25 protein-coding genes are annotated in these 22,161 nt (G+C 48.8%); 12 read left to right on the forward strand and 13 right to left on the reverse strand.

All coding sequences use genetic code 11. The features are described 5' to 3' along the window. Window positions 1-28: 28 nt before the first annotated feature. Both ACO08I_RS23760 and ACO08I_RS23765 read right to left on the reverse strand, forming a co-directional pair. Window positions 29-1,234, reverse strand: a complete 1,206-nt coding sequence (locus tag ACO08I_RS23760) for an OmpA family protein (RefSeq protein ID WP_282778070.1) — start codon at window positions 1,232-1,234, stop codon at window positions 29-31. A 264-nt stretch (window positions 1,235-1,498) separates the two neighbouring features. After that, window positions 1,499-2,722: an acyl-CoA dehydrogenase family protein gene (locus ACO08I_RS23765; RefSeq protein ID WP_044215668.1), complete on the reverse strand. Its 1,224-nt coding sequence runs from the start codon at window positions 2,720-2,722 to the stop codon at window positions 1,499-1,501. Between the two features lie 157 nt (window positions 2,723-2,879). On the opposite strand from ACO08I_RS23765, the gene ACO08I_RS23770 reads away from it, so the two are divergent. Both ACO08I_RS23770 and ACO08I_RS23775 read left to right on the forward strand, forming a co-directional pair. After that, window positions 2,880-3,317, forward strand: a complete 438-nt coding sequence (locus ACO08I_RS23770; protein ID WP_044215667.1) for a dihydroneopterin aldolase — start codon at window positions 2,880-2,882, stop codon at window positions 3,315-3,317. Window positions 3,318-3,387: 70 nt separating this feature from the next. Then, on the forward strand, window positions 3,388-4,125 hold the full coding sequence (locus tag ACO08I_RS23775; RefSeq protein ID WP_044215666.1) for a DUF4197 domain-containing protein: 738 nt from the start codon (window positions 3,388-3,390) through the stop codon (window positions 4,123-4,125). Between the two features lie 136 nt (window positions 4,126-4,261). On the opposite strand, the gene ACO08I_RS23780 is transcribed toward ACO08I_RS23775, so the two are convergent. Further along, complete coding sequence (locus ACO08I_RS23780; protein WP_421947327.1) at window positions 4,262-5,407, reverse strand: hypothetical protein; 1,146 nt, start codon at window positions 5,405-5,407, stop codon at window positions 4,262-4,264. A 56-nt stretch (window positions 5,408-5,463) separates the two neighbouring features. Further along, window positions 5,464-5,697, reverse strand: coding sequence for a hypothetical protein (locus tag ACO08I_RS23785; RefSeq protein ID WP_044215664.1), 234 nt, complete (start codon window positions 5,695-5,697; stop codon window positions 5,464-5,466). A 112-nt stretch (window positions 5,698-5,809) separates the two neighbouring features. Here ACO08I_RS23785 and ACO08I_RS23790 point away from each other — a divergent pair, with 112 nt between their 5' ends. Next, on the forward strand, window positions 5,810-6,385 hold the full coding sequence (locus ACO08I_RS23790; protein WP_282778075.1) for a hypothetical protein: 576 nt from the start codon (window positions 5,810-5,812) through the stop codon (window positions 6,383-6,385). On the opposite strand, the gene ACO08I_RS23795 is transcribed toward ACO08I_RS23790, so the two are convergent. Continuing rightward, the gene (locus ACO08I_RS23795; protein WP_421947328.1) at window positions 6,382-7,917 is read right to left on the reverse strand and encodes a GH3 family domain-containing protein; all 1,536 of its coding nucleotides are present in this window, start codon (window positions 7,915-7,917) and stop codon (window positions 6,382-6,384) included. The genes ACO08I_RS23790 and ACO08I_RS23795 overlap by 4 nt on opposite strands. A 280-nt stretch (window positions 7,918-8,197) precedes the next feature. On the opposite strand from ACO08I_RS23795, the gene ACO08I_RS23800 reads away from it, so the two are divergent. The 5 genes from ACO08I_RS23800 (at window position 8,198) to ACO08I_RS23820 (ending at window position 13,898) form a co-directional block, all read left to right on the forward strand. Continuing rightward, window positions 8,198-8,608: a hypothetical protein gene (locus ACO08I_RS23800; RefSeq protein WP_044215661.1), complete on the forward strand. Its 411-nt coding sequence runs from the start codon at window positions 8,198-8,200 to the stop codon at window positions 8,606-8,608. Window positions 8,609-8,970: 362 nt separating this feature from the next. Next, a complete protein-coding gene (locus ACO08I_RS23805; protein ID WP_421947329.1) occupies window positions 8,971-11,502 on the forward strand; it encodes a sigma 54-interacting transcriptional regulator in 2,532 nt (843 codons plus the stop codon). A gap of 76 nt (window positions 11,503-11,578) precedes the next feature. Next, window positions 11,579-12,067, forward strand: a complete 489-nt coding sequence (locus ACO08I_RS23810; RefSeq protein ID WP_044215660.1) for a Dps family protein — start codon at window positions 11,579-11,581, stop codon at window positions 12,065-12,067. Window positions 12,068-12,232: 165 nt separating this feature from the next. Further along, window positions 12,233-12,556 (forward strand): hypothetical protein, encoded by a 324-nt coding sequence (locus ACO08I_RS23815; RefSeq protein ID WP_044215659.1) that lies wholly within the window; start codon window positions 12,233-12,235, stop codon window positions 12,554-12,556. Window positions 12,557-12,767: 211 nt separating this feature from the next. Then, window positions 12,768-13,898: an AI-2E family transporter gene (locus ACO08I_RS23820; RefSeq protein WP_044215658.1), complete on the forward strand. Its 1,131-nt coding sequence runs from the start codon at window positions 12,768-12,770 to the stop codon at window positions 13,896-13,898. Window positions 13,899-14,182: 284 nt separating this feature from the next. Here the strand turns inward: ACO08I_RS23820 and ACO08I_RS23825 are convergent, their stop codons facing one another. From ACO08I_RS23825 to ACO08I_RS23835, 3 genes are all read right to left on the reverse strand, one after another. Then, window positions 14,183-14,857 carry a hypothetical protein gene (locus ACO08I_RS23825; RefSeq protein ID WP_282778083.1) on the reverse strand — a complete coding sequence of 225 codons (675 nt, stop codon included), beginning with the start codon at window positions 14,855-14,857 and terminating at the stop codon, window positions 14,183-14,185. Window positions 14,858-14,983: 126 nt separating this feature from the next. Further along, entirely contained in the window at window positions 14,984-15,511 is a 528-nt protein-coding gene (locus ACO08I_RS23830; protein WP_044215656.1) for an RNA polymerase sigma factor, read from the reverse strand. 172 nt (window positions 15,512-15,683) lie between these two features. Further along, window positions 15,684-16,205: a helix-turn-helix domain-containing protein gene (locus ACO08I_RS23835; RefSeq protein WP_282778086.1), complete on the reverse strand. Its 522-nt coding sequence runs from the start codon at window positions 16,203-16,205 to the stop codon at window positions 15,684-15,686. A 170-nt stretch (window positions 16,206-16,375) separates the two neighbouring features. Between ACO08I_RS23835 and ACO08I_RS23840 the strand changes: the two genes are divergently transcribed. The 4 genes from ACO08I_RS23840 to ACO08I_RS23855 all read left to right on the forward strand — a co-directional run bounded on the left by ACO08I_RS23840 (window position 16,376) and on the right by ACO08I_RS23855 (window position 18,622). After that, complete coding sequence (locus ACO08I_RS23840) at window positions 16,376-16,804, forward strand: YtxH domain-containing protein (RefSeq protein ID WP_282778088.1); 429 nt, start codon at window positions 16,376-16,378, stop codon at window positions 16,802-16,804. A 201-nt stretch (window positions 16,805-17,005) separates the two neighbouring features. Then, window positions 17,006-17,362 (forward strand): phage holin family protein, encoded by a 357-nt coding sequence (locus tag ACO08I_RS23845; protein WP_044215654.1) that lies wholly within the window; start codon window positions 17,006-17,008, stop codon window positions 17,360-17,362. 4 nt (window positions 17,363-17,366) lie between these two features. Further along, window positions 17,367-17,702, forward strand: a complete 336-nt coding sequence (locus tag ACO08I_RS23850) for a hypothetical protein (protein ID WP_282778091.1) — start codon at window positions 17,367-17,369, stop codon at window positions 17,700-17,702. After that, window positions 17,699-18,622, forward strand: coding sequence for a YihY/virulence factor BrkB family protein (locus ACO08I_RS23855; protein WP_282778093.1), 924 nt, complete (start codon window positions 17,699-17,701; stop codon window positions 18,620-18,622). The genes ACO08I_RS23850 and ACO08I_RS23855 overlap by 4 nt, the downstream gene beginning before the upstream one ends. Here the strand turns inward: ACO08I_RS23855 and ACO08I_RS23860 are convergent. The 5 genes from ACO08I_RS23860 to ACO08I_RS23880 form a co-directional block, all read right to left on the reverse strand. Further along, window positions 18,619-19,911: a bifunctional folylpolyglutamate synthase/dihydrofolate synthase gene (locus ACO08I_RS23860; RefSeq protein ID WP_421947330.1), complete on the reverse strand. Its 1,293-nt coding sequence runs from the start codon at window positions 19,909-19,911 to the stop codon at window positions 18,619-18,621. The two genes, ACO08I_RS23855 and ACO08I_RS23860, sit on opposite strands and share 4 nt — an antisense overlap. Before the next feature lie 146 nt (window positions 19,912-20,057). After that, a complete protein-coding gene (locus ACO08I_RS23865; RefSeq protein ID WP_282778096.1) occupies window positions 20,058-20,213 on the reverse strand; it encodes a hypothetical protein in 156 nt (51 codons plus the stop codon). Window positions 20,214-20,371: 158 nt separating this feature from the next. Further along, the gene (locus tag ACO08I_RS23870; RefSeq protein ID WP_282778098.1) at window positions 20,372-21,253 is read right to left on the reverse strand and encodes a TonB family protein; all 882 of its coding nucleotides are present in this window, start codon (window positions 21,251-21,253) and stop codon (window positions 20,372-20,374) included. A gap of 94 nt (window positions 21,254-21,347) precedes the next feature. Then, window positions 21,348-21,743 carry an ExbD/TolR family protein gene (locus ACO08I_RS23875; RefSeq protein WP_421947331.1) on the reverse strand — a complete coding sequence of 132 codons (396 nt, stop codon included), beginning with the start codon at window positions 21,741-21,743 and terminating at the stop codon, window positions 21,348-21,350. A gap of 16 nt (window positions 21,744-21,759) precedes the next feature. Continuing rightward, window positions 21,760-22,158: an ExbD/TolR family protein gene (locus tag ACO08I_RS23880; RefSeq protein WP_044215647.1), complete on the reverse strand. Its 399-nt coding sequence runs from the start codon at window positions 22,156-22,158 to the stop codon at window positions 21,760-21,762. Window positions 22,159-22,161 lie beyond the last annotated feature (3 nt).

Raw genomic sequence — 22,161 nt, forward strand, 5'->3', positions numbered from 1 at the left:
GGTTGAGCAACTCAACCGGCCTTTTTTATTATCCATCAGAGGAAATATCCAGGATTTTGATTTCTACCCGTTGATTGCGTTTTCGCCCGTAGGCGGTTTTATTGGATGCGATCGGCTTGGTCTTGCCATAGCCTTTGTACTCCAGCCTGTCGCGGTTGATGCCTCTGTTAATGAGGTATTCGGCGACTGATTTAGCCCGGGCAGTGGACAGTTTGAAACAGTAGTCATCTGGTGGCAGGTCATTCGTATGCCCACCGATTTCGATCGCTACATCCTTATTCGTTTTGAGGAACTCAAACACTTCATTCAGCACTTTCCGCGAATCGCTGGTGATGCTGGAGCTATCTGCCGGAAAGTATAGCTTGTCCAGCGTAATAATTTTACCTTTCTCCATTTCGGAGCGCTTTACCCCTGCAATTGTAGGCTCCGGTTTTGGGGGTTGCACCTCCTGCGGTTGTGGTTTGGGATCAGGCTCAGAGGCAGGTTCCGGATCTGCCTCTGGAGTATTGGAAGGTATATTGCTGGCTATTGGTTCCGTGGTTAAGACTTCTTCAGAAGGCTGCTCCACTTCCGGTAATTCCTGAGGAGCCTCCGGGATATCTTCCGCACAGGGAATAGGGGTAATTGCCGAGGCATTGTCTACCAGGACATTTCCATTGTAAGGAAACAAGGTAGGCGTTTCGTAGAAGGCCTCGATCAGAATATGTGAGTAGGCCTGTTTGGGCTCAAATTTGAAGTTATACTGCATCCACTGCGAGGCTTTGACCAGACCGGTTTCGTCGAGGAGGACAGACCGGTCGCAGTTGTTGCTAAACCCGCCGTAAATCCGGAGCTTAACCGGCTGATTAAAGTTGGTGCGCTGCTCTGTGGTGCGGCTAATGCTCACGTAGTAAGGCGATCTGGCCAGGTGGAGGCTGAATTCGTAACAAGTTCCCGGCTTCATAGGGCTGCTCAGCTTTTGGGTGACCGCTTCGTAGGTTTCATTATCACGAACCACCATACCAAGATAGGTCGACCCGTCCGTTGCGGGGTACGTCACGGCAAAATCTCCGCTGGGCTGAGTATCAGGAGGCGACTCCCCCGGGAAACCACAATCCTGCCATCCGGTTGGTGGGTGGCTGTGGCGTGGAAAGTCTTCAAAGGAGGGGTTATTAAGATAAATAGCTCCCTGGCTCGTTCCTGAAACGATTGAACTGAGCAGGAGGACCAGAGACAGAAAATGTTGTTTCCTCATGTGATGAATTTTGTCTTACGCTGCCGGGCGATTCCTAAACGTTGCGTGTTTATTTGGTTATTGCAAACCGTTAAGGGTAAAAATAAAGGAATCTGATGATTGTTGCACTTAAATCCGAAATATGGCAACATATGCTCCGCGAATAACGAAGAAAAACGGACTTTTAGCATAAATATGCCCGGAAATTGCTTGCTGAGGCGGTATGGGCGGAGGTAGGAAGCCGACAGCACCCTGCAATAGAGGCTGTCGGCTAGCTGTTTTATTCTAACTAAAGGCATTCAGGCCCGTTACATCGTGGCCGGTGATGAGCAGGTGGATATCGTGCGTGCCTTCGTAGGTGAGCACAGTTTCCAGGTTCATCATGTGGCGCATGACCGGGTACTCGTTGGTGATGCCCATGCCGCCGTGGATTTGGCGGGCCTCCCGGGCCACTTCCAGTGCCATGTGTACGTTATTGCGCTTGGCCATCGAAATCTGAGCAGGGGTCACTTTGCCTTCATTGGCAAGGGTGCCCATTCGCCAGGCCAGCAACTGGGCTTTGGTGATTTCCGTAATCATTTCTGCCAGTTTCTTTTGCGTCAGCTGGAAGCCACCGATTGGCCGGCCAAACTGTTCCCGCTCCAGGGAGTAGCGCAATGCAGAATCATAGCAGTCCATCGCTGCTCCGATAGCGCCCCAGGCAATACCAAAGCGGGCTTTTGACAGGCAGGACAGCGGGCCGCGCAGGCCTTTGATATCCGGGAAAACATTAGCTTTGGGCACCCGTACGTCTTCAAACACCAGCTCACCGGTGATGGAAGCCCGCAGGGACCATTTGCCATGGATTTCAGGCGCGGAGAAACCCGGCATGTCTTTCTCAACGACCATGCCGCGGATTTTGCCTTCTTCATCCTTTGCCCATACCACTGCGATGTCAGCCACAGGAGAGTTGGTGATCCACATTTTGGCGCCATTCAGGATGTAAGCGTCGCCATCGTCTTTGATATTGGTCACCATCCCGCCCGGGTTAGAGCCATGGTCGGGCTCAGTCAGGCCGAAGCATCCGATAAACTCTCCGCTGCCAAGTTTTGGCAGATACTTGCGTTTTTGCTCCTCAGAGGCGTACTTCCAAATCGGGTACATCACGAGCGAGCCCTGCACAGATGCCATGGAGCGAATACCGGAGTCGCCACGCTCCAGCTCCTGCATAATCAGGCCGTAAGCGATTTCGTCCATTCCACCACCGCCGTACTCTGCCGGGATATTTGGCCCGAAGGCACCGATTTCCGCCAGGCCTTTGTAGAGGTGTTGGGGGCATTCCGCACGTTCTGCGTACTCCTCGATGATGGGGCTGACTTCCTGTTTTACCCAGGTGCGCACAGCATCGCGCGCCAGGAGGTGGTCATCCTTTAGCAAATCATCCAGCATGTAGTAATCATGGCCCTGGAAGCGGTCTTCCCGGGCTTTTTTTTCTATAGTGCCGTTAGGGGCATGTCCATTGCTATGCATAAAAAGTTCTTTTATTTGGCTAAGTAGCCTCAAAGGTAATCATTTAGGGGTTTCTGCACCACCATCGCACGTAGTTGCTACGTTTTTTTGACAACTGAGGTTCGCCCAATTGTAATTTGAGGCAGCAGGTGCCTATTTTTGACAAAAATGCATCACCATGGCCACTATTGCACTCGAAGGGGTACGCTTTTTTGCCCGGCACGGATACTATGAAGAAGAACAGGTGCTGGGCAATACATTTGTGCTCGACGTGATTGTCAACGCAGATACCGAACTGGCTGCCGCGACCGACGAACTATATGAGGAATTGGAGGAGGAGGAAATAGAGGAGGATGAACCGGCTGCCACTACTGTCAATTACGAATTGCTCTACTTTATTTGCCAGCTGGAGATGAAAACGCCCGCCAAACTCCTGGAGACTGTGGTTGATCGTATTGTCGACCGCATTGTAGCTTTCGATAACGTAACCGGGTACCTTGTCCGGCTCCGGAAATTAAACCCTCCGCTCGGTGGCAGGGTGGATGGCGCATGGGTGATGGTGAATGGAGGGGATATGGACCTTTCGTACCTGCAACTGGTAAAAAAACTTAAATGACCAAACTTAACAGCGGGGTCATGCCGTTACTTTTTGGACAACCCTTTCGTCACAAGTCAAAAAAAAATCAATGAACCGGACTACTATTGTGCGACAACTAACTGTATTGCTGCTTGGAGCCTCCCTGTTTATCGGCTGTACCAGCCAGCAAATTCAATCTACACTGGATACCCTTGCCAATGCCGGAGGTGGTGGCCTTACCAATGAGGAAATCGGCAAAGGCCTGAAGCAAGCCCTTGAGTTTGGTATTTCTGAAGGCGCCCAGCGTCTTTCTCAGGAGAATGGCTACTACAAAAGCCCCTACAAAATCTTGTTGCCGGAAGAAGCCCGTAAAGTAGCGGACAGGCTACAGAATATTCCTGGCTTTAATCAGGTGGAAGAAACCATTCTTGAAAAAATAAACCGCGGAGCTGAAGATGCCGCTGCCAAAGCCAAGCCTATCTTTGTGGATGCCATCCGCAGCATGACTTTCCGCGATGCGCTTGACATCCTTACCGGTGATGATAACGCGGCTACTGCTTACCTCAACCGGGTGACCTACACCAAGCTGTACGACGAATTCAACCCCGTAATCGTGAACTCACTGGATAAGTTCAATGCCCGTCAATATTGGGGGGACGCTGTCAATGCCTACAACAAAATCCCATTCGTAGACAAAGCAGATCCTGATTTGGATGACTACGTGACGCGTCAGGCCCTGTCGGGCTTGTTTGACATGGTGGAGAAAAAGGAGCGGGAAATTCGCAATAATGTAAGTGCACGAACCACGGATCTGCTAAAGCGGGTCTTCGCGCGGCAGGACGGATAAGAATAAAAAAGCCCGCCAATATTGGCGGGCTTCACTGGCATTAAAGCCAGCTTTGGATTCGAGATTTGGGCAACTTAATGCCCTGAAACTAATGGCAAGCTCACCCGGTCATACGGGAGAGCTGTACAAACCAAAACTATTCAAATCTGTATATCGCGTTGGCGCTTGCTGTCGGGACAGGCATCTCCTCGGCGTCAAGCCAGTAGACTCGCCCGCCATTGAGATGAGTCTGAACAGCTGCCAAATCAAGCAAATCACGATATTCCTCACGCTTACCGAGCGCAATTTCGTTTTTATCATAATCAAATTGCCCCATCAGGTGCTCCCCTTTTTTGATAAAGAGGGTATCTACTTTTTCGTAGGCTGCCGCTGGTATAATTTGTTGCGGGGCTGCTGATGCCCGGTCATCAGCCATAGCTTGTTGAAACCTTTCCATGTCTTCTGCCTGCTGCGATTCAAAGTGCCGGCTGATGATGCTCCAGGCTTTTTCGTGCAGCATGGCCGGGTTAAGTTGTTCCGGGTTGCCGCTAATGTTTTCTGTAAATAAGTTGCCATACTCGTTAACCGACTGATAAATCGGCAGCAGATAGTCTACACAGGCAATAACCATAGGTGGCTTTTCGTCATAGAGCATTTTCATAAGCCCTTTATTGACCTCGCGAAAGTAAGCTTCAATATCTTTTTTCTTGTCATCCTGCCCAATTCCTTGTCCATGGTAGATGGCGTTTTCGCCTCCGTCGCGACCACTGCTATGGTGCTGCAGTGCATCGTGTGAATCGGAAAGCACAAAAGCATCTTCCATGCCGGCAGTAGGTACCAGGTCTTCGATTTTTACCGGAGTAATACTGTACTGGTCTCCTTCGAAAAACCGGACTTCGTTCTGACTGAGCGCGAGCAGAAAGAACCGGCTGCTACCGCCCAGTACCGGCAGCATGGGACTAAGGTGAAAACTGTTTCCTGTAAATACATAGGTATCAAAAGTAACTGGCAGTATCTCATAGTGAAAGAAGTCATCCGGTCCAGTAAAAACAGCCAGGCCATCAGAAAGGTAGGACCAGAAACGTTCTTGTTCCAGCAATTCCCGGGCCGGGCGGAGTAACTGGCGGGCATCCTTTTCGCTAATGCCTCTCTGCGTCAATTGAGCGTGCGCAGTCTTCAGGGCATTTTTGTACCGAATTTGATCTTCCTGGCTATGGTTGGCACGATAAGTGGGAATATATATGGAAAGCAAATTCGAGCCTTTCATTTTCGCCAGCGTATTAAATTGCTTTTCGTCAATCATATTATAGGTTTGGTTTGGTTGAATTTTTAAACTGAAGTTTAGTCCCAATATGCACTTTAGGTATACTTTTCTTGCTTTTTGCGCATTCGGAGCACGATCAGCACGATCAGCAACAACACAAGCGCAATCCAGATTGAAGGCGTTTCATACCAGGCCGGGTCATCCGGTGTCGCGAATCTTTGATCGCTGTACGGACTGTCACTGGAAGCAGGCGCCTGTGCTACCAGGCTGTTCGCGAAGACCAAAGCCGAAAAGAAAGCATAAAGCAGCTTATTCAAAAGGTTTGTCATAAGTTATTTGTAATGAGTTGTTTATAGATAGAACGAGACGAATGGGGTCATGTTCGAAGCCGAACACTCAGCAGTGCATCCCGTTTTGAGAAAAAAGAAAATCCAGCAGATCATGCCAGTTCATTTCGAGGGATTACAGTCTGATCACATCAAAGCCTGCTTTCTGAAAGCATTTCAGGCATTCCCTGAATTGCACAGCCATAATGTCGTCGTCAGGCAACGCAAAATGGCCAAAACGACCATGAATGCACAGCCCATGCTTAACTGGGCATTTTTCTCCCGTTCCAGGCGGTCCTACCTCATCAATTTTACCGACAACATGCATGTGGAAGACCGCATTGCCATCCACGAGCTACCAGAGGAAGTGCTGGTGGGATGGTTTGCCCATGAGCTCGGGCACGTCTGCGATTACCTGCACCGGGGGCTGTTAAGAATGGTGCAATTTGGGCTGGGGTATCTTTTGTTGCCCAACTACCGGGCTGGAGCAGAGCGCATTGCTGACATCTTTGCCGTGGAGCATGGTTTTGCCGAATCAATCATTGCGACCAAAAAGTACATTTTGGACCACTCGGGTTTATCCCCCTCTTACAAACGCCGCATCGAGCTGTATTATATGTCGCCCGACGAGGTCGCAATGATCGCTCAGGGGGCTCCTGCCAATGCATTGACTATTGATCAGATCCTCTAGACGCTTACTGCCTTTCGGCTAAAATCCAGCAAATCCTGCATTTGTTCAGCTTTGAGCACTCTGGGCATTTTCATTTGCCCTCCCTTCTTCTTTCGTTGTTCCAGCCAGTCGTAAATAGTGGATTCAGCTAAAGCGGTGAGTTCAACTGACTTGAGCCCTTTGCTGCGGGCTACTGCGTAATTTTTATTCCTGGTTTTTAATGCTTCGTCGAGGCGCTCTGCCGCTTTGGCCTCATCGACGTCTCCCGGTGTGGCGATCACCCACTGATGAATAAAATTGCCATCCTCATTTTTCATCGCTGCCACAGCAAACTCATTAACCGGCATGCCAAAGTCTTCGCTCAACTCCTGAATGGCCGCATTCATTTTTTCCTCAGACAGCTGCGAGCCCACCACATTAAGGAAATACTTGGTGCGCCCGGAAATTTTGATTTCCAGCTGGTCCAGGTCCGTGAATTTAATGGTGTCTCCAATCATATAGCGGTACGCGCCAGCGGGTGTGGAAACCAGAAGTGCATAGTCCACCCCTTCCTCTACTTCCTCTAGGGTGAGCACTTCAGGGCTGTCGAGCAGATTGCCGGTTTCATCAAAGCCACGTTCATCAAAGGGGATGAATTCGTAAAAGATGCCATGGCCTGCAGCAAGCCGCATATTCATAGTGCCGGGGCGGGCATTGTAGGCGAAGAAGCCCTCCGATGCCAGATAGGTATCGAGATATACCAACGGGCGCGCCAGTAGTTTTTCCAGGCTTTTGCGGTAAGGCCCGAACGCTACGCCACCCGTAGCATAAAGGGAAAGGCTTGGCCAAATATCATGTATATTGTCCAGTTTGTGGTAATCGATAATCTCTTGCAGCATCAGCTGTATCCATGAGGGGATGCCGGCGAGCGCTCCAATGTCCCAGTCTGGTGCAGCTTCCGCAATGGCGCGCACACGCTCATCCCAGTTATCCAATTGAGCAATATCCAGTCCAGGACGGTAAAAGCCGCTAAACCATGCGGGTATGTTATTGGTGTTGATGCCGCTAATCTCTCCTTCCATATGCCCGTTGGGGTGCTGCCGCAGTTGTGCAGAGCTGCTGAGCATTAGAATTTCTTTTTCAAACAATTCGGGAGGCAGGTCAAATTGCGCCAAATGTTCTGCTTGTGCAATGCCCACCGATCTGATGGAGTCCAGCATGGCTTCCGTAACAGGGATGCGTTTGCTTGCTTTACCGGTGGTGCCGGAGCTGAGCGCAAAGTACTCCGGTTTTCCAGGCCAGGTAATATCCGGCAATTGCTGCTGCTGTGCCCACCATGCTTTGTTCATCCGGTCGTAGTCGAAAATGGGGACCATCTGCTGATAAGCGGCTATCGGGTCGTCAGCTTTGCTAAGGGCTGAGAAGCCGTAGTAGATGCCAAAAGCAGTGGTATTGGCGGTTTGTAGCAGCTTGAGAAGTTGCTCCTGCTGCTGTTTCACGGGGTCTTCCTTATCGGTGCTAAGATTGTGCTTTAAAGTAATTGCAGATTTGACAATGCTGCCCAGGATGGCCATTTACGTTTGGTTTGGTTCACTCGGGAAACGGCTTCCGTATGTCAGGTGTTCGCTTCAGTCCGCCCTGCGGAGCGATAACAGCAGCAAAGTTTAAACAACCTTTCTTAAACCGATGTTAAGAAGCTGTCAAGAGATGACTTCTCCGGCTAATTTATCTTATTTTTGGTCGTAAATACCGTTGCTGTAGATTAAATCCTGCATTGCAGGTGTTTCGTCCATGCATCCAACCATCGTCATCCTGTCAAAACCATAGTAAAAGCGTAAAAAAGTTACCGGCTTGATGAAACAGTACTTTCTCGACCGTCAGTTAAAAAAAATAGAGCGGGAAGCCAATGATGAGTTCCTGCAAATACTGTCTTTTGGGGCACAGTGTTATTCTACACCCGAATTACAGGATTTACTCAGGCAGTTAGACAAGAAAGTACAGTTGCATGCCTATTACAGGCGTATCGTATTCATCATTGGAGCCTCCACCACGCTTTGGATTGCTTTCTGTTTTTTATTTCAGAGCCTCGACTATCCTATCGGTGTTTATGCAACACTTGCTATGGTGCCGGTTTCTATCATTGGCTTTACAGCGGGTAATATATTCCTAAACAGAAAGTACCGGGCAGTCCGTGATGCAGGCCTGGTAGAAAAAATTATTGTAGAAGAACTCGACCGCCGCAGGAAGGATGCCTCAATCTACTAGTATTTGCCGGAAATCCAGTCGCGTGTAAAGCCTAATATGCTTTATTGCCCGAAACCTTGTCGGGTATGCATTCGAGAAGTCATACCTTTTGGTCAGGTACGAAACGTGATTTTTTCAGGAAAACCCTTTATTCTTATCGTTTGAGTCAGGGTTTGTACGATCAACTACGGATCGGGAATATCTATTTTCTCTACCGCAGAAGCCAAGATTGCCAAAAAAACCTGATTTACTGAAAAGTACCAACAGCGCCGTTCCTGCATCACTTTGGAGCAAGGGCTTTGCAGTCTGTATTGCCTGAGTGTGGAAGGAAGATGTCTGTGGGTAATAAACACTCATACTGGAAACAGACAAACCTGACAACGATGAGCCGTTCGCTCTCCATAACGGGGGGTTCTGAAATTAGAGCCTCGAATAATTTGGTCAATTACCAGAAAGTCCTGGAATCCTTCGGCTTTGGGACGCTAATCGTTCGCAAGGACGGCAGTATTCATCTGGCCTCCAACCGTGTGGCACAGGAACTGGGCTACGAACCTCAACTTTTGTCCAGCAAACGGATTTTTGAGATCAACCCACACCTAAGCCTCATTCAGTGGCGCAAAAAGTGGAAAGAACTGGTGCAAACCAGGCATCTGGAAATGGAGACGGAGTTCATGAACGCCTCAGAGATGTTGTTCCCGGTACAGTTGCGGCTGTCCCTCATTGAGCACGATGGAGAGCCTTTTTGCCTGGTGAGTGTCAAAAACCTGCTTCACGCCAACCGGTACAAAAAGCTGCTCCGCCTTACCACGGAGGTCAGTCAGGTCGGCGGCTGGGAGTGGGATCTGGTGACCGACCGGATTATGCTGACCGAAGGGGTCTATGCCCTCCTGCGTATTCCCAATAAGCACATGGATAAGGAGCAGTGGACAGCCTTACTGGAAGACCGGCTTCCGCCAGAAGACCACAAAGCCTTCGACTTCAATATCCGGACTGCTATTGAGACAGGTGAACCTTGCCGTTTCGATCTGCAAGTGCAGCAGCCTGAAGGCCACTACAGCAAAATGTCGGTGACCATTGTCCCGGAGAAGTCTGAGTTCCAAACCATTAAATTATATGGAGCTTTACAGGACATTACAGAGCTGAAGTCCGGGCAGGAAGGCCTGGAGCTCACCCAATACACATTGGACCACGCCCGGGAAATGATTTTCTGGGAAACCGCAGATGGCTCATTTCTATACGGTAACCTGGCAACCCGTGAAAAGCTGGGCTACACCAATACGGAGCTCAAAGCAATGAAGGTGGACAAACTGGTACATAACTTCTCCGTTGAAAACAGAGCTGAATCCTGGGCTGCGCTGCGGGAACACCGGGTACTGGATTGGGAAGGGGAGCTTAAAGCAAAGGACGGGACGGTTATCCCTGTGTATTGTTCCATGAACCTCATCCGGTACAAAGACAAAGAAATCAACTGCGTTTTTGCCAAAGACTGGCGCCGCAAAAAAGCCCGGGATGAACGTCTCCGCCTTTCCCTGTTCACACTGGACGAAGCGGTAGATATGATCTTCTGGGTGGACGACACGGGCGCTCTCAAATTTGTCAACCAGACAGCATATAAAAGCCTCGGCTATGAAGCCTTTGAGCTTTGGGACGAGCTTTTCCCAAGAAGTGCCGAGCTGGCTTTTCAGGATTTATGGAAAGCATCAGGCGCACACCAGGTAATTTATAAAGAAACAGAAGTGCGCAAGGCAAATGGGCAGTGGCTGCCCGTAGACGTTTATATCAACTTTATCAGCTTTGAAGGCAAAGACTACGCCTGCGCATTCCTGAGAGACATCTCTGCCAGAAAGGCTAAAAACAGAGAACTGGCTGCTGCCCTGGATAAGGTGCAGGAGCTCTCCGACCGGCTGCAGACAGAAAACACCCTGCTTAAGGAAGAAATCAAGGTTAATTACAACTTCGAAAATATCATAAGCGAGAGCAAAGCCTATAAAACGGTTTTGCATCAGGTAGAGCAGGTGGCAGCTACGGAAGCTACTGTTTTGATTATCGGAGAAACGGGTACCGGCAAAGAACTGCTGGCCCGGTCAATTCATGCTTTGAGCAAGCGCAAGGACGAGCCGATGATCAAAGTCAATTGTGCGGCACTGCCGGCGAATTTGATCGAAAGTGAGCTGTTTGGCCATGAAAAAGGCGCGTTTACAAACGCTTATCAGCGCAAAAAAGGGCGTTTTGAACTGGCAGATGGGGGGATCATCTTTCTGGATGAGGTCGGTGAGCTGCCACTGGGGCTTCAATCTAAGTTCCTTCGGGTCCTGCAGGAGGGCGAGTTCGAGCGTGTAGGCGGCACCACTACCTTGAGCACAGACGTCCGCGTGGTAGCTGCTACCAATCGAAACCTGGTGGACCTGGTCAATGAAGGCGCCTTTCGGGAAGACCTCTACTACAGGCTCAATGTTTTTCCCATTCAGAACCTGCCTTTGCGGGAAAGGAGAGAAGATATTCCGTTGCTGGTCCGGCATTTTGTCAAAAAGTTTGCTGGCAAGCAGGGTAAAGAAATTGAACACATCAGCCAATCTGACCTGGATGAGTTGATGCGCTATGAGTTTCCGGGGAATATCAGGGAACTGGAAAACATGATTGAACGGGCGGTCATTATTTCTAAAGGCAAGTCTCTTTTGCTTGCCGATGCCTACCATAAATCCTCCAGTCAGGCCGTAGATAAGAAAAACCATTCCCGGGTCTTTAAGTCTTTCGAAGAAATGCAAAGGGATTACATTATAGAAGCCTTGCGCCGCTGCAATTGGCGCATTAGCGGGCCTAAAGGTGCTGCGACGCTGCTGGACCTGAATTCCCGGACGCTAGCTTCCAAAATGCGCAAGTTCGGTATTAACCGAAAGGACTTTATCGATAAGTAATCAGGCACAGTTTGTTTCGAACATGAATGGCCTGAAGTCGTTCTATAGGCGAAGATAAAATTCGAAACAACTGAATATGAATTACTTAGGATTAGACCGCAAAGAAGTAGCGAAAACAGTAGACCGCTTAAATGACCTGCTGGCCAATTACCATATCTACTATCAGAACCTGCGGAATTTCCACTGGAATGTGGATGGTGAGAACTTTTTTGACTTGCATGAGAAATTTGAAGAACTGTATGACGATGCCCGGGAGAAAATCGATGAGATTGCAGAGCGTGTAGTGACCTTGCGCCTGCGCCCCGTCAGTAAGTTGTCATCCTATCTCGACCGTGCTGCGGTGAAGGAATCGGATATTCTCGAAGATGAATTTGAAATGGTCGAAACGATACTGGAGAACCATCGAATCATCATTGATAACATGCGCGGGATTATCCGTAGTGCCGACAAGGTGGAAGATGAAGGTACGATTGACATGATTGGCGGTTTCCTGGCCGATATTGAGAAATCCAGTTGGATGCTTGATGCCTGGAAAGCTAAGAAAGAAGCTAACGTCACAGCCTAACCTGAAGGACAAGTATTGCCGGAGGTCACCGCCCCCGGTAATACTTAACTATAACCACAAACAAGATACATTTTGAGTCAGGTTCACTTTTGTTTGCATAGGCAGTACCTTTTCCTTTATCTGTCTTCAATTATAATATCCTGATTAAACAGAAATGCATATGTAATGAAACTCAATCAATACACTTCGGTGGCGCATGCCACACAGGCACTAAGGAAGCGAGGCTTCAAAGACGACTTTAAATTAGAAGATAAGAAGTGGATGCGCAATCTGAGCAATAAGAAAAAGTACAAATCTGGCGATATGTCAATTGTTGAATATCACAGGTTCGAAGGTATGTCCAACCCAAGCGATTTATCAATATTATTTGCTGTTGAGACCCATAGCGGGGATAAAGGTATAATCGTTTCTTCTTACGGAATCTACGCCGATATGGACCTTGTCGAATTTTTGGACAAGGTACGCGTCAAAGAGCGTGCGAGCGCTTAAAACAGGCACGGTTTTAATTTAAGAAAAAAGAGGGCTCTCAGGGATTCATTTCTGGTGGATTGAGCTGCAAGTGTTTGATAGTTTCATACGCTGTCAAATAATCAGGTATAATTGCACTGTTGCTTCCCTGGGAGCCCTTTGCAATTTTGGGGTATTCCGAATACCTTGAGTATTCGTTATTCCTACTCACCTACTTTAACTAAGAACCTATATGCAAAACGATACGCTAAACCTGCACCGATTAGCTTCCCTGCTGATCATTCTTTTTCTGGGCGGGTACATCACCATTATCGGTCAGAGTATTCTGTCCCCCATTGCGTTTGCAGCTTTGTTTTCTTTTCTGCTGCTGCCCATCTCAAGGTGGCTGGAGCGGTATATTTCCTACATGCCGCTAGCTATTGTTTTATCCATGGTTATCGCTCTTTTGCCGCTCATCGGGCTGCTCGTGTTGTTTTCTGTGCAATTCGCAACGGTGATCAACGACATCCCGGCTATTGGGCGGAAGCTGAGGAGTGGCTTAGAGCAGGTCATTGCATTTTTGGAGCAATATATCAACCTGGATACCTTTAGTATTGAAGAGTCGCTCAAGTCTAATTTTAGCCAGCTCATTGAGGCGCCGCTTCAGATTTTGGGGCAAAGTCTGAGCTCCGGCTCGAATATTCTGATTAGCATTTTACTGACGGTGCTTTTTACGTTCTTTATCATGCTCTACCGCACGTCCTTCAAGAATTTTTTCCTTATGCAGTTCAGCCGGTCTAAGCGGGATGAAGCCATGGTGATTATGGAGCAGGTGGAGCGGGTATTAAAGGAATACCTGACCGGGCTGTTGTCTGTGATCTTGATTCTAGGAGTATTAAATAGCATTGGGTTGTGGCTGATTGGCATCAACTATGCTGCATTCTGGGGCTTTCTGGCGGCCTGCCTGGCGATCATACCTTACATAGGGACCACGCTGGGCGGCACGTTCCCCTTCGTTTATGCACTGGCTACAACGGGTACGCTATGGCAACCTGCTGCGGTCGTACTCCTGTATATGAGTATTCAAACGCTGGAGGGCAACTTTATCACGCCAAAGGTAGTGGGTAGCAGTGTGAGCATCAATCCATTTGCGGCTATCATATTTTTATTCGTGGGCGGTATGATCTGGGGTGTCTCCGGGTTGATTCTGGCACTTCCTTTCGTTGCTGTACTTAAAGTAGTCATGGAACACATTGCTCCACTGCAGCCCGTTAGCGAACTGCTGAGCAGCGATGTCTACAGTGATGCAGGAAAATTCCTGAATGAATATGACCACGCCCGGTACCGCATTTCCAACTATTTCAACCGGAAGTATAAGTCCTGAAAAAGCCTTTCGGAAATTCATCCGAAAGGCAACCTGGTCTCAGTACATTTCAGGGGCTTAAGTCATAAGTATATGCTAATCAAGGTTATAGGAAGATGTGTAATAAGTTTTTTAAGCATTTTGAAGGGCTCTTTTCCCCTCACTCATCGTTGCGCCTGCCGCTTCCGGCACGCAGGCAGGTGCTCGCCTTCGTAGCTTAGGCTACGAGGCTCTGCAGCGCCTTGATTGAGAAAAAAATACCCACTAACTTAATACACGGTGTACTGGGTTTCGTTTTGTGGGGTTCAGATTCTGATGGGTAGGATTACCTGAGCTTTCACTGCCAAGCCATTAAAAGTAGCGGGTTCCCATTTGGGCAGGTCTTCGAGATAAGCCTGCGCTTTCACTCTGCATGGGCCACAGGCGGCATTATTGGCAGGTTGGATGTGGTCTATTCTTTCCAGTTCCCCGTTTTCATTCAGGGTAATGTAAGCGTAAACGATCCGGTTCAAAGGAGTTTCCTGAGCATCGTTGTAAGCGAGGTAAGCGGAATTAGAACACTCCAAAGGCACTTCAGCCCGGGCGCAGGAAGTGTTGAAAAGCGGGGGCTGCCGTTCCTGTTGGTTGAGCAGGTCTCCATCCACATTTTTATCATGAATCAGATATCGGAAAACATATCGGTCTGGTGAAAAATCAAAAACAGCTTCGCCGGGGTAGTAGGCGGCATAAGTGTTTTCCCCTTCCATAACGGCTTCCGGTACCGGCATAAGATCTTTATAAACCGTAGACATTTGTACCGTGTGGTAGCCTTCGACATTATCCGCACCATCAGTTTCGTCAGCCGGTGGGGAAATGCTATCGGCGGCTTCTGCTACCGTTTGGTTTGTCGCGCCTTCATTGGCTTCGTATCCACAGTTGCTTAGGGTGGTTAGAAACAGGATAGTTAACAGGCAGGTTACAATAGAATTTATGGTTCTCATATGTTGGTTTTATATAAAAAAAGAATGGGCACTGCCGAAGCAATGCCCATTTGTCATCATTGTGATCTTTCAAGGGTTAATTGGGGTTGTTTTTTGTCTTCATCGGTAAATGGGCATCGTCAAACATTAACCATTATGGTCCGGACGGACGCCGTAGCGCTCTTTGATCAGGTCTCTGAGTTTCTTCCGCGCCAGGAAGATCCGGCTTTTCACCGTGCCAATTGGGATTTCCAGGTGGCTGGCAATTTCCTTGTACTCATAGCCCTTATAAAACATCAGGAACGGGACACTATAAATTTTTCCAATATCGCCGAAGATGGTTTTATACTCTTTCATGCGGATATTCATCTCACCGCGGTTAGGAATGACATTTTTATTCTCAACTGCAAACAGAAAGCTTTCAATCGGCTCATTCACATTGCGGCGCAGTTTTTTCTTGCGGTACTGATTAATAAAGGTATTGCGCATGATGGTAGAGCACCAGCTCTTAAAATTTGTGCCGACCGTAAACTTCTCGCGGTGCCTGTAGGCACGCATGGCAGTTTCCTGCATCAGGTCTTTTGCGTCTTCCCGGTTCCGGGTCAGCTTCATCGCAAAAGAGAACAGAATACTTTCCAATCCATTAAATGCTTGACTGAATTCTAAGGTTGACATATATTTAGTTTGGTTAATGATCTATTGTTGATTAAATACACAAACAATAGTTCAAAAGCCATGCCAAAGTCTGAAATCCAGCGTTTTCAAGGATTTTGGTTAAAGAAAAACACAGCCAATGACTAAATAGGATTAAAGTGATTTTATTTAATCATTTTTTGTGAATGGAGCGCTACTCCTCAGCGTCGTTCTGCCGCAAAAGATCGATCAGTGACTCATTGAGTTTGATCATGTGCCCAATAAGGTCAAGAAAATTATCAATATCCACAGCGCTTCCTGCATTGGGGGCAGTAGTGCCCGCTTCCTTTTTGTATTCATAAAATATCTTGAACCCCTCCAGCATTTTGCGCACGCTCAGTGATTGTTCCACAAAGCTGTCAAGTGCTTCGGCTGAAATCTGCCCGCTTAGGGCTGCAGAGAAAAGTGGCGGTGTATTATCGGGCTCCGGCTGCTGAAAAGCCTGACGGACCCCACCGTTGAGCCCAATATCGGTGTGTATCAGCTCTGCCATATTTACATCGAAAAGTTTAGCCATCCTTAATATAAGGCCCAGACGGGGCTCCACATTCTTACTCTCGTATGCAGCAATATTGCTCCGCTTAATTTGCAGCTGATTGGCGAGCTCTTCCTGGCTCCAGTGCCGTGCCTTGCGAAGAAACCGTATATTCCTGGATAAGTGGTTTTCTATTTCCATTGACCAAAATTTCTTTTCGTAAGACGAATTAAATCAAAAATGAAAAAATAATCCGCAAAATGTGTTTTTTTTTCTCATTTAGTTGATAAAAAGTGAACGTACGCCAGGATTTCGTTGTTTTTATTATGTAGAAAAGAGTAAAACTAATTACAAACCAAAAAATCTGTAAGATGGAAAAGTCAACTAAAGAAAAGATAGCATTAGGATTAGGATTGATCGCCGGTGGAGCACTCGGTTACTGGCTAAACAGTGACAAAGGACGCGAAGTACGTTCTGAGGCAGCCGATAAAGCCAACGAATATGGCAAGATCGCTAAGGAGCAGGCTGATCAAATTTCAGAAAACCTAAATCGCCAGGCAGGAGAATTATCCGCTAAGCTGAATGATCAGACCAACCGGCTGTCCTCCAACCTCAATCAGGCTTACGAGCAAAGCCGTGATTACCTGAGCAAAACCGGAGATACGCTAAAGAATCAGTTCCAGCGTACTGCATCTAATGTAGAAGGTGCAAGTGAAGACTTTCAGGCTGGCATCAACTACGCTATCGACAATATACAGCGTAAAGCAAGAGAACTGAGTAAGCAAAACGGAAGCCGATAACGAATACACCAATCAGGAACCACAATACTTACTGCTTTGTGCTCCTGCACATTCTTAAAGCCTGAAACCTGCTAAGAAGCCTTAATATGACAGGCTGACCAAAGCATTAGTAATCAGGATGGGCAAATGGGACCGCTCCAATTGCCCATTTTTTGTAAATTGGATGTCCACACGATTGCACCTCATTAGTACAAAAGCAATATGAAACCAACGGATTCCATTTCTGAGGCCGTGGGAGAAGTCTACGGTTACTCCAAAGCTTATTTTCAACAGCAGCTGGAATACTTCAAGCTGGACATGGCAGAGCGGGTCTCCCGAAGCCTGTCCCTGGCGATCACCATATTTGTGCTCGCTCTGCTCTTTCTCATGATTCTGATGTTTGCCTCTCTGGCGCTCGGCATTTACTGGGGCGAGGAGTGGGGGTCTTACCCAAGGGCATTCCTCGCGGTAAGTGGGGGTTATGCAGTGCTCACTTTGTTCTTGCTGATTTTCCGCAGGATCCTCATTACCAATCCTATACTGAGCCGGATTATTAAAGTATTCTTCCAAAATGATTAGCCCTATGGAACACGAAAAACCTAACCGCCAAATTAATAGCCTGTCGGACCTTCGTCGCCGGAAGGAACTCCTTAAGCTGGAAATGAAAGTGACGCGTCAGGCTATCGGGGCGGGTTTCAAAAACACAGAGGCAACCGTCAAGAGCAATATCATCCGCAAAATTCTCATCCCGCTGGGAGCCGGAGGATTGGCATCAATGCTTTACAGAGAAAGTGCGGCAAGTGCTGATAAACCTTCCTGGCTGCTGTTTCTGGAGCAAATGCTGGAAAAGGTAAACGAACACTACACCCCGCCGACTGATGAAGCTGCTCCGGCAGAAGAACAACCACCACCATCATGAGCATCGACCAACTCAAATCAAAGGGTCAGTTTTACTTCCAAATTCTCAAAACCACCGTACAGCGTTTCTCAGAGCGGGAGGCTTTTACCTATGCAGCAAGCCTGTCTTACTACACTATTTTCTCTCTGCCGCCTATGCTGATGGTCATTATTTATTCCACAACGGTGTTCTACGACCGCAACGCGATCCGGAAAACCATTTTTGGAGAAATTGCTGAGATTGTGGGACAGGACAGTGCCGCGCAGCTGGCGACTACCTTAGATCAGATCGGGCTGTTTCAGGGAAGCTGGGTCACCTCCGCAGTGAGTATAGGAGCGTTGCTGTTTACTTCCACTACGGTTTTTGCGACGATTCAGCGCGCGCTCAATCGAATGTATGGGGTGCAGCCCAAGCCGGAAAAGGCAGGTCTCCTAAAGATGCTGTTTGACCGGTTGACCTCTTTTGCCCTGCTGTTGAGCATTGGCTTCATTCTCCTGGTATCGCTGGTCATAGAAACCCTGCTTGATGCTTTAAGCGGCTACCTCGGGCGTTTTATCCCGGAAATTTCCCTGCTCATTACCAAGGTTGCTTCCGTCGCTCTGCCTATAGTGGTAGTCAGTGTGTTATTCACCTTGCTGTTCCGCTACCTGCCCGATGCACGCTTAAAGTGGCGGGATACAATCGTTGGCGCTCTCTTGACCACCGTTCTTTTCGGCATTGGCCGCTACGGTATCAGCTTTTACATAGAACAGTCTCAGACCACCGACCTCTACGACGCTGCCAGTTCCGTGATGGTGATTATGCTGTGGGTCTTTTACGCGTCCTTAATCTTACTCTTTGGTGGTATCTTTACTGCTGTTTATGCCGAAAAGAAACGCGGGAAGCTCGAAACAACCGATTACGCTGTACGTGTACGTTACGAAAAGATTGAAGAAGATTAAACTACTTCTGCTACCACAAAGATGCTGCCGCCTACATAAATCAAATCGTCGGCGCCTGCCTTATTGCGGGCTGCTTCGAGGGCTTCATTCACGCTCGGGTACACTAAGCCTTTGAGGCTAAGGCGTTGAGCGACCTGCGCCAATTTCTCCGCTTCCAGTCCACGTGGTATGTCAGGGCGCGCAAAATAATAGGTAGCTTCCCTGGGTAATAGCCGCAAGACTTTTTCGGGATCTTTATCGCTGACCATGCCATAAACTATATGCAACCGTTCAAAGGACAAGCGGTTGAGCTCCTGCATAGCCAGGGAAATTCCGGCTTCGTTATGTGCGCTATCGCAAAGTATCAGGGGCGCTTTGCCCAAAACCTGCCACCTGCCAATGAAGCGGGTGCTTGTCCGAAGCTCCCGGAGCCCGGTCCGAAGGTTAGTTTCTGAAACCGGCTGTTTGGGGTGAAGCGACTCTATAGCCTGCAGCACGGCTTGTAAGTTTTTTCGCTGGTAGTCGCCGTAGGCGTTCAGTTCCAGTTGCTCCAGGTGCAGAGTACCCTTCTTATAAATATCGTAGTGACTTACTTCAAATCCGGATTGAACTAAACGTGCTTCGTAATACTGGTCCGCAAAAATGATTGGCGCACTCTCCTCTGCGGCCTTTTTGAGAAAAACCTCCTGTGTCTCCTCCTGCGTCTCGCTAATCACTACCGGTATCCCCGGCTTGATAATGCCTGCCTTTTCCCCGGCAATTTCCGGCAGGGTCTCTCCAAGAAATTGCATGTGGTCATAGCTGATATTCGTAATAACGCACAGCTCCGGCATCAGGATATTAGTAGAGTCCAGACGCCCACCCATGCCAACTTCCACTACTGCCCAGTCGACCTGCTCCTTCGCAAAATAGTCGAATGCCATAGCTACCGTAATTTCAAAAAAGGAAGGCTTAATGGTCTGAAAAAGCGTTTCATACTGTTCCACAAAATCCACCACTGCCTCTTCGGGCATCAGTTCCCCGTTAATTTTTATCCGCTCACGAAAATCGCGGTAGTGAGGGGAAGTATAAAGACCAACTTTGAGCCCTCCTGCCTGCAATACCGATGCCAGCATATGCGCAGTAGACCCCTTTCCGTTAGTGCCGGCGATGTGAATGGCCCGCAGTCGCTCATGTGGTTGCCCCAGGGCTTCACAAAGCGCCCTGATATTGGTCAGGTCTTTTTTGAAAGCCATAGGCCCCACCCGCTGGAACATGGGCAGTTGCTCAAAAAGAAAAGCTAAAGTTTCAGGGTAAGTCCGCTTTGCCATAAGAGTTGGATTACACGCAATACGAAGTGGTTTGCGACATCGAAGCAAGCCACTTCCCTGCGTAAATGCTGACATTGAGTAGGTTTGCTGTGGCAAACCACTTAATCGTCAGTATAGGGGGGCAAAGCTACGAAGTAAAAGCAGCATTAAGCGCGCTCATCGCGGGAAGATTCAAGCTGTTGTTCATACTGCTCCTCAGGAGCATCATTACGGTCTTGCATAGCGCAAACATACATCGGCAGCAAAGAAAGCAAGACTAAGCATAACTGCCCGGCAACGCCACGGATTTCACGATTGGTCATAAACAAGTGTCGTTTGATGATACCTCTTTATAACGCAGGGGGGCTTAGTGCGTCACAAAGTTTGGAGCACCTTGACATAAAATTAACGTGTAGCTTAACAAATACAATGCCCGGAATTCAACGAATTCCGGGCATTGTATTTGTTAAGTAAGCAGCTCTTACTGCGCCCTAAAATTATAAGTAATCGTACCACACTGCTTATCCACCTGGCCGGGCGCGAATTGCCAGCGCTTGGCTGAGCTGATCGCTAGGTTTTTGAGGCGGGAACTGGTCGCTGTTGACCCACGCTGTGTGAAATCAGCAGAAGTTACATTGCCGGACCGGTCTACGCAAACCTTCACCACCACAACGCCCTGTTCCTGAGAGTTATCCTGTGGCTTGTGGGTGCGGGCTACACCGCGGCTGCCGAGTCCGCCACCAACGGTGCCAGAACCAGTGCTGATCCCCGTCAGGATATCAGAATTCGGGTCCCCGTTCGGGTCGCCTTGGTTGCCGGCTGTACCGGTATTGCCTTTGCCGTCTCCATCACCAAAAAGCCCGCCCAGGGATTCTTTCAGGTTAGCTGCTTCGGCTTCTTTTTGGCGCTGAGCCTCTTCCGCTTTGCGGCGGGCCTCTGCCTCGGCACGTTTGCGGGCTTCTTCCTGCTCGCGCTCCCGGCGTTCCCTGGCTTCCTGCTCCTTACGCTTGCGGTCTTTTTCTTTTTGAATGGCTACTTCACTGTCATCTGCAGTGATGACTTCACGCTCGGGCTCCGGCTCAGGCTCGGATTCAGCGGGTGGGGGAGGAGCGGTCTCCTCCTGAGGGACGTCCACCGGGTCTTCCTCTACCGCCGGAGCCGGGCCGGCGTTTTCACTGCCTTCGCCCACATCCGGCAAGCCAAGGTTGACCAAAATGCCTTCCTGCCCCGGAGGCGGGTCCGGGAAGGTCAACAGGGGCAAAACAGCCAGCATCAAAAGCACGACGTGCACGGCAACGCTGACAATCATGCCGCGTTTCTTATTCTGCTCGTCTTCCTGGGTTACTCGGGTATCTACTGCCATAGTATTTTTCTTTTAAGCATTGGCGTATAAACAACTTAACGCCTTTTCAGCACAAATCCTCTTCCGAAGGCCGGGATTCACATAAACTTAACGTCTAATCCTTTTCCATAGCCAGCACACCATTGACTTTGTAGCGCATCGCCAAATCCATAATAGCGACGACATGCTCAGTCGGGGTGCCTTCCTCCGGGGAAATGGTAATGCTGGGCTTACTACTCCTGGAAATGCGGCGGATCTCTTTTTCCATGTCTCCCAGTGACCGGCGCCGGTTGTCCAGAAAGTAATTGCCCGAACGGCTGATGCGCACATCTTCCACCTGACTGCTGCTGGGGGGGCTGCTCCGGGAACTGCTCGGCAACTTCAGGTTCAGGGCATTAGGCGCCACAAGAGAAGAAGTCAGCATAAAGAAAATCAACAACAGAAAAATAATATCCGTCAGAGAAGACATACTAAACTCCGCAGAAACTTTACTTCGTTTTTTAATGCCCATACTTTCGTTTTTTAGCTTATGATCGAGGCTCCGTTGCGATAATCGCATTGACTTTCAACCGATTGGCGATTTCCATTACCTCCACAACCCGGTCAAAAGGCGTGCCTATTTCCGCAACGATGGTAATGGCCGCATTGTCGCGGTTGTCGGAGGTGCGGACTTCCATGCGCAAGGCACGCTCCAGGTTACGGGCAGCCGTCTCGTTGTTGTTGACGGTAGTGCGCCCGTTCTTTTCCAGCGTCACCACAATAGAAGTGGAAGCTACCGTCTTGGAGTCCGACTTTGGTAGCTCAAAAGGCTGAATGCGCACAAGTGTGGAGGTGAGCATGAAAAAGATCAGCAACAGAAATATGATGTCCGTCAGCGACGACATACTGAATTCCGCGCTCACCTTGCTCCGCTTTTTTAGTCCCATGGT

Origin of the sequence: Phaeodactylibacter xiamenensis, from assembly GCF_965229835.1 — a bacterium.
GTDB classification, from domain to species: Bacteria; Bacteroidota; Bacteroidia; order Chitinophagales; family Saprospiraceae; genus Phaeodactylibacter; species Phaeodactylibacter xiamenensis.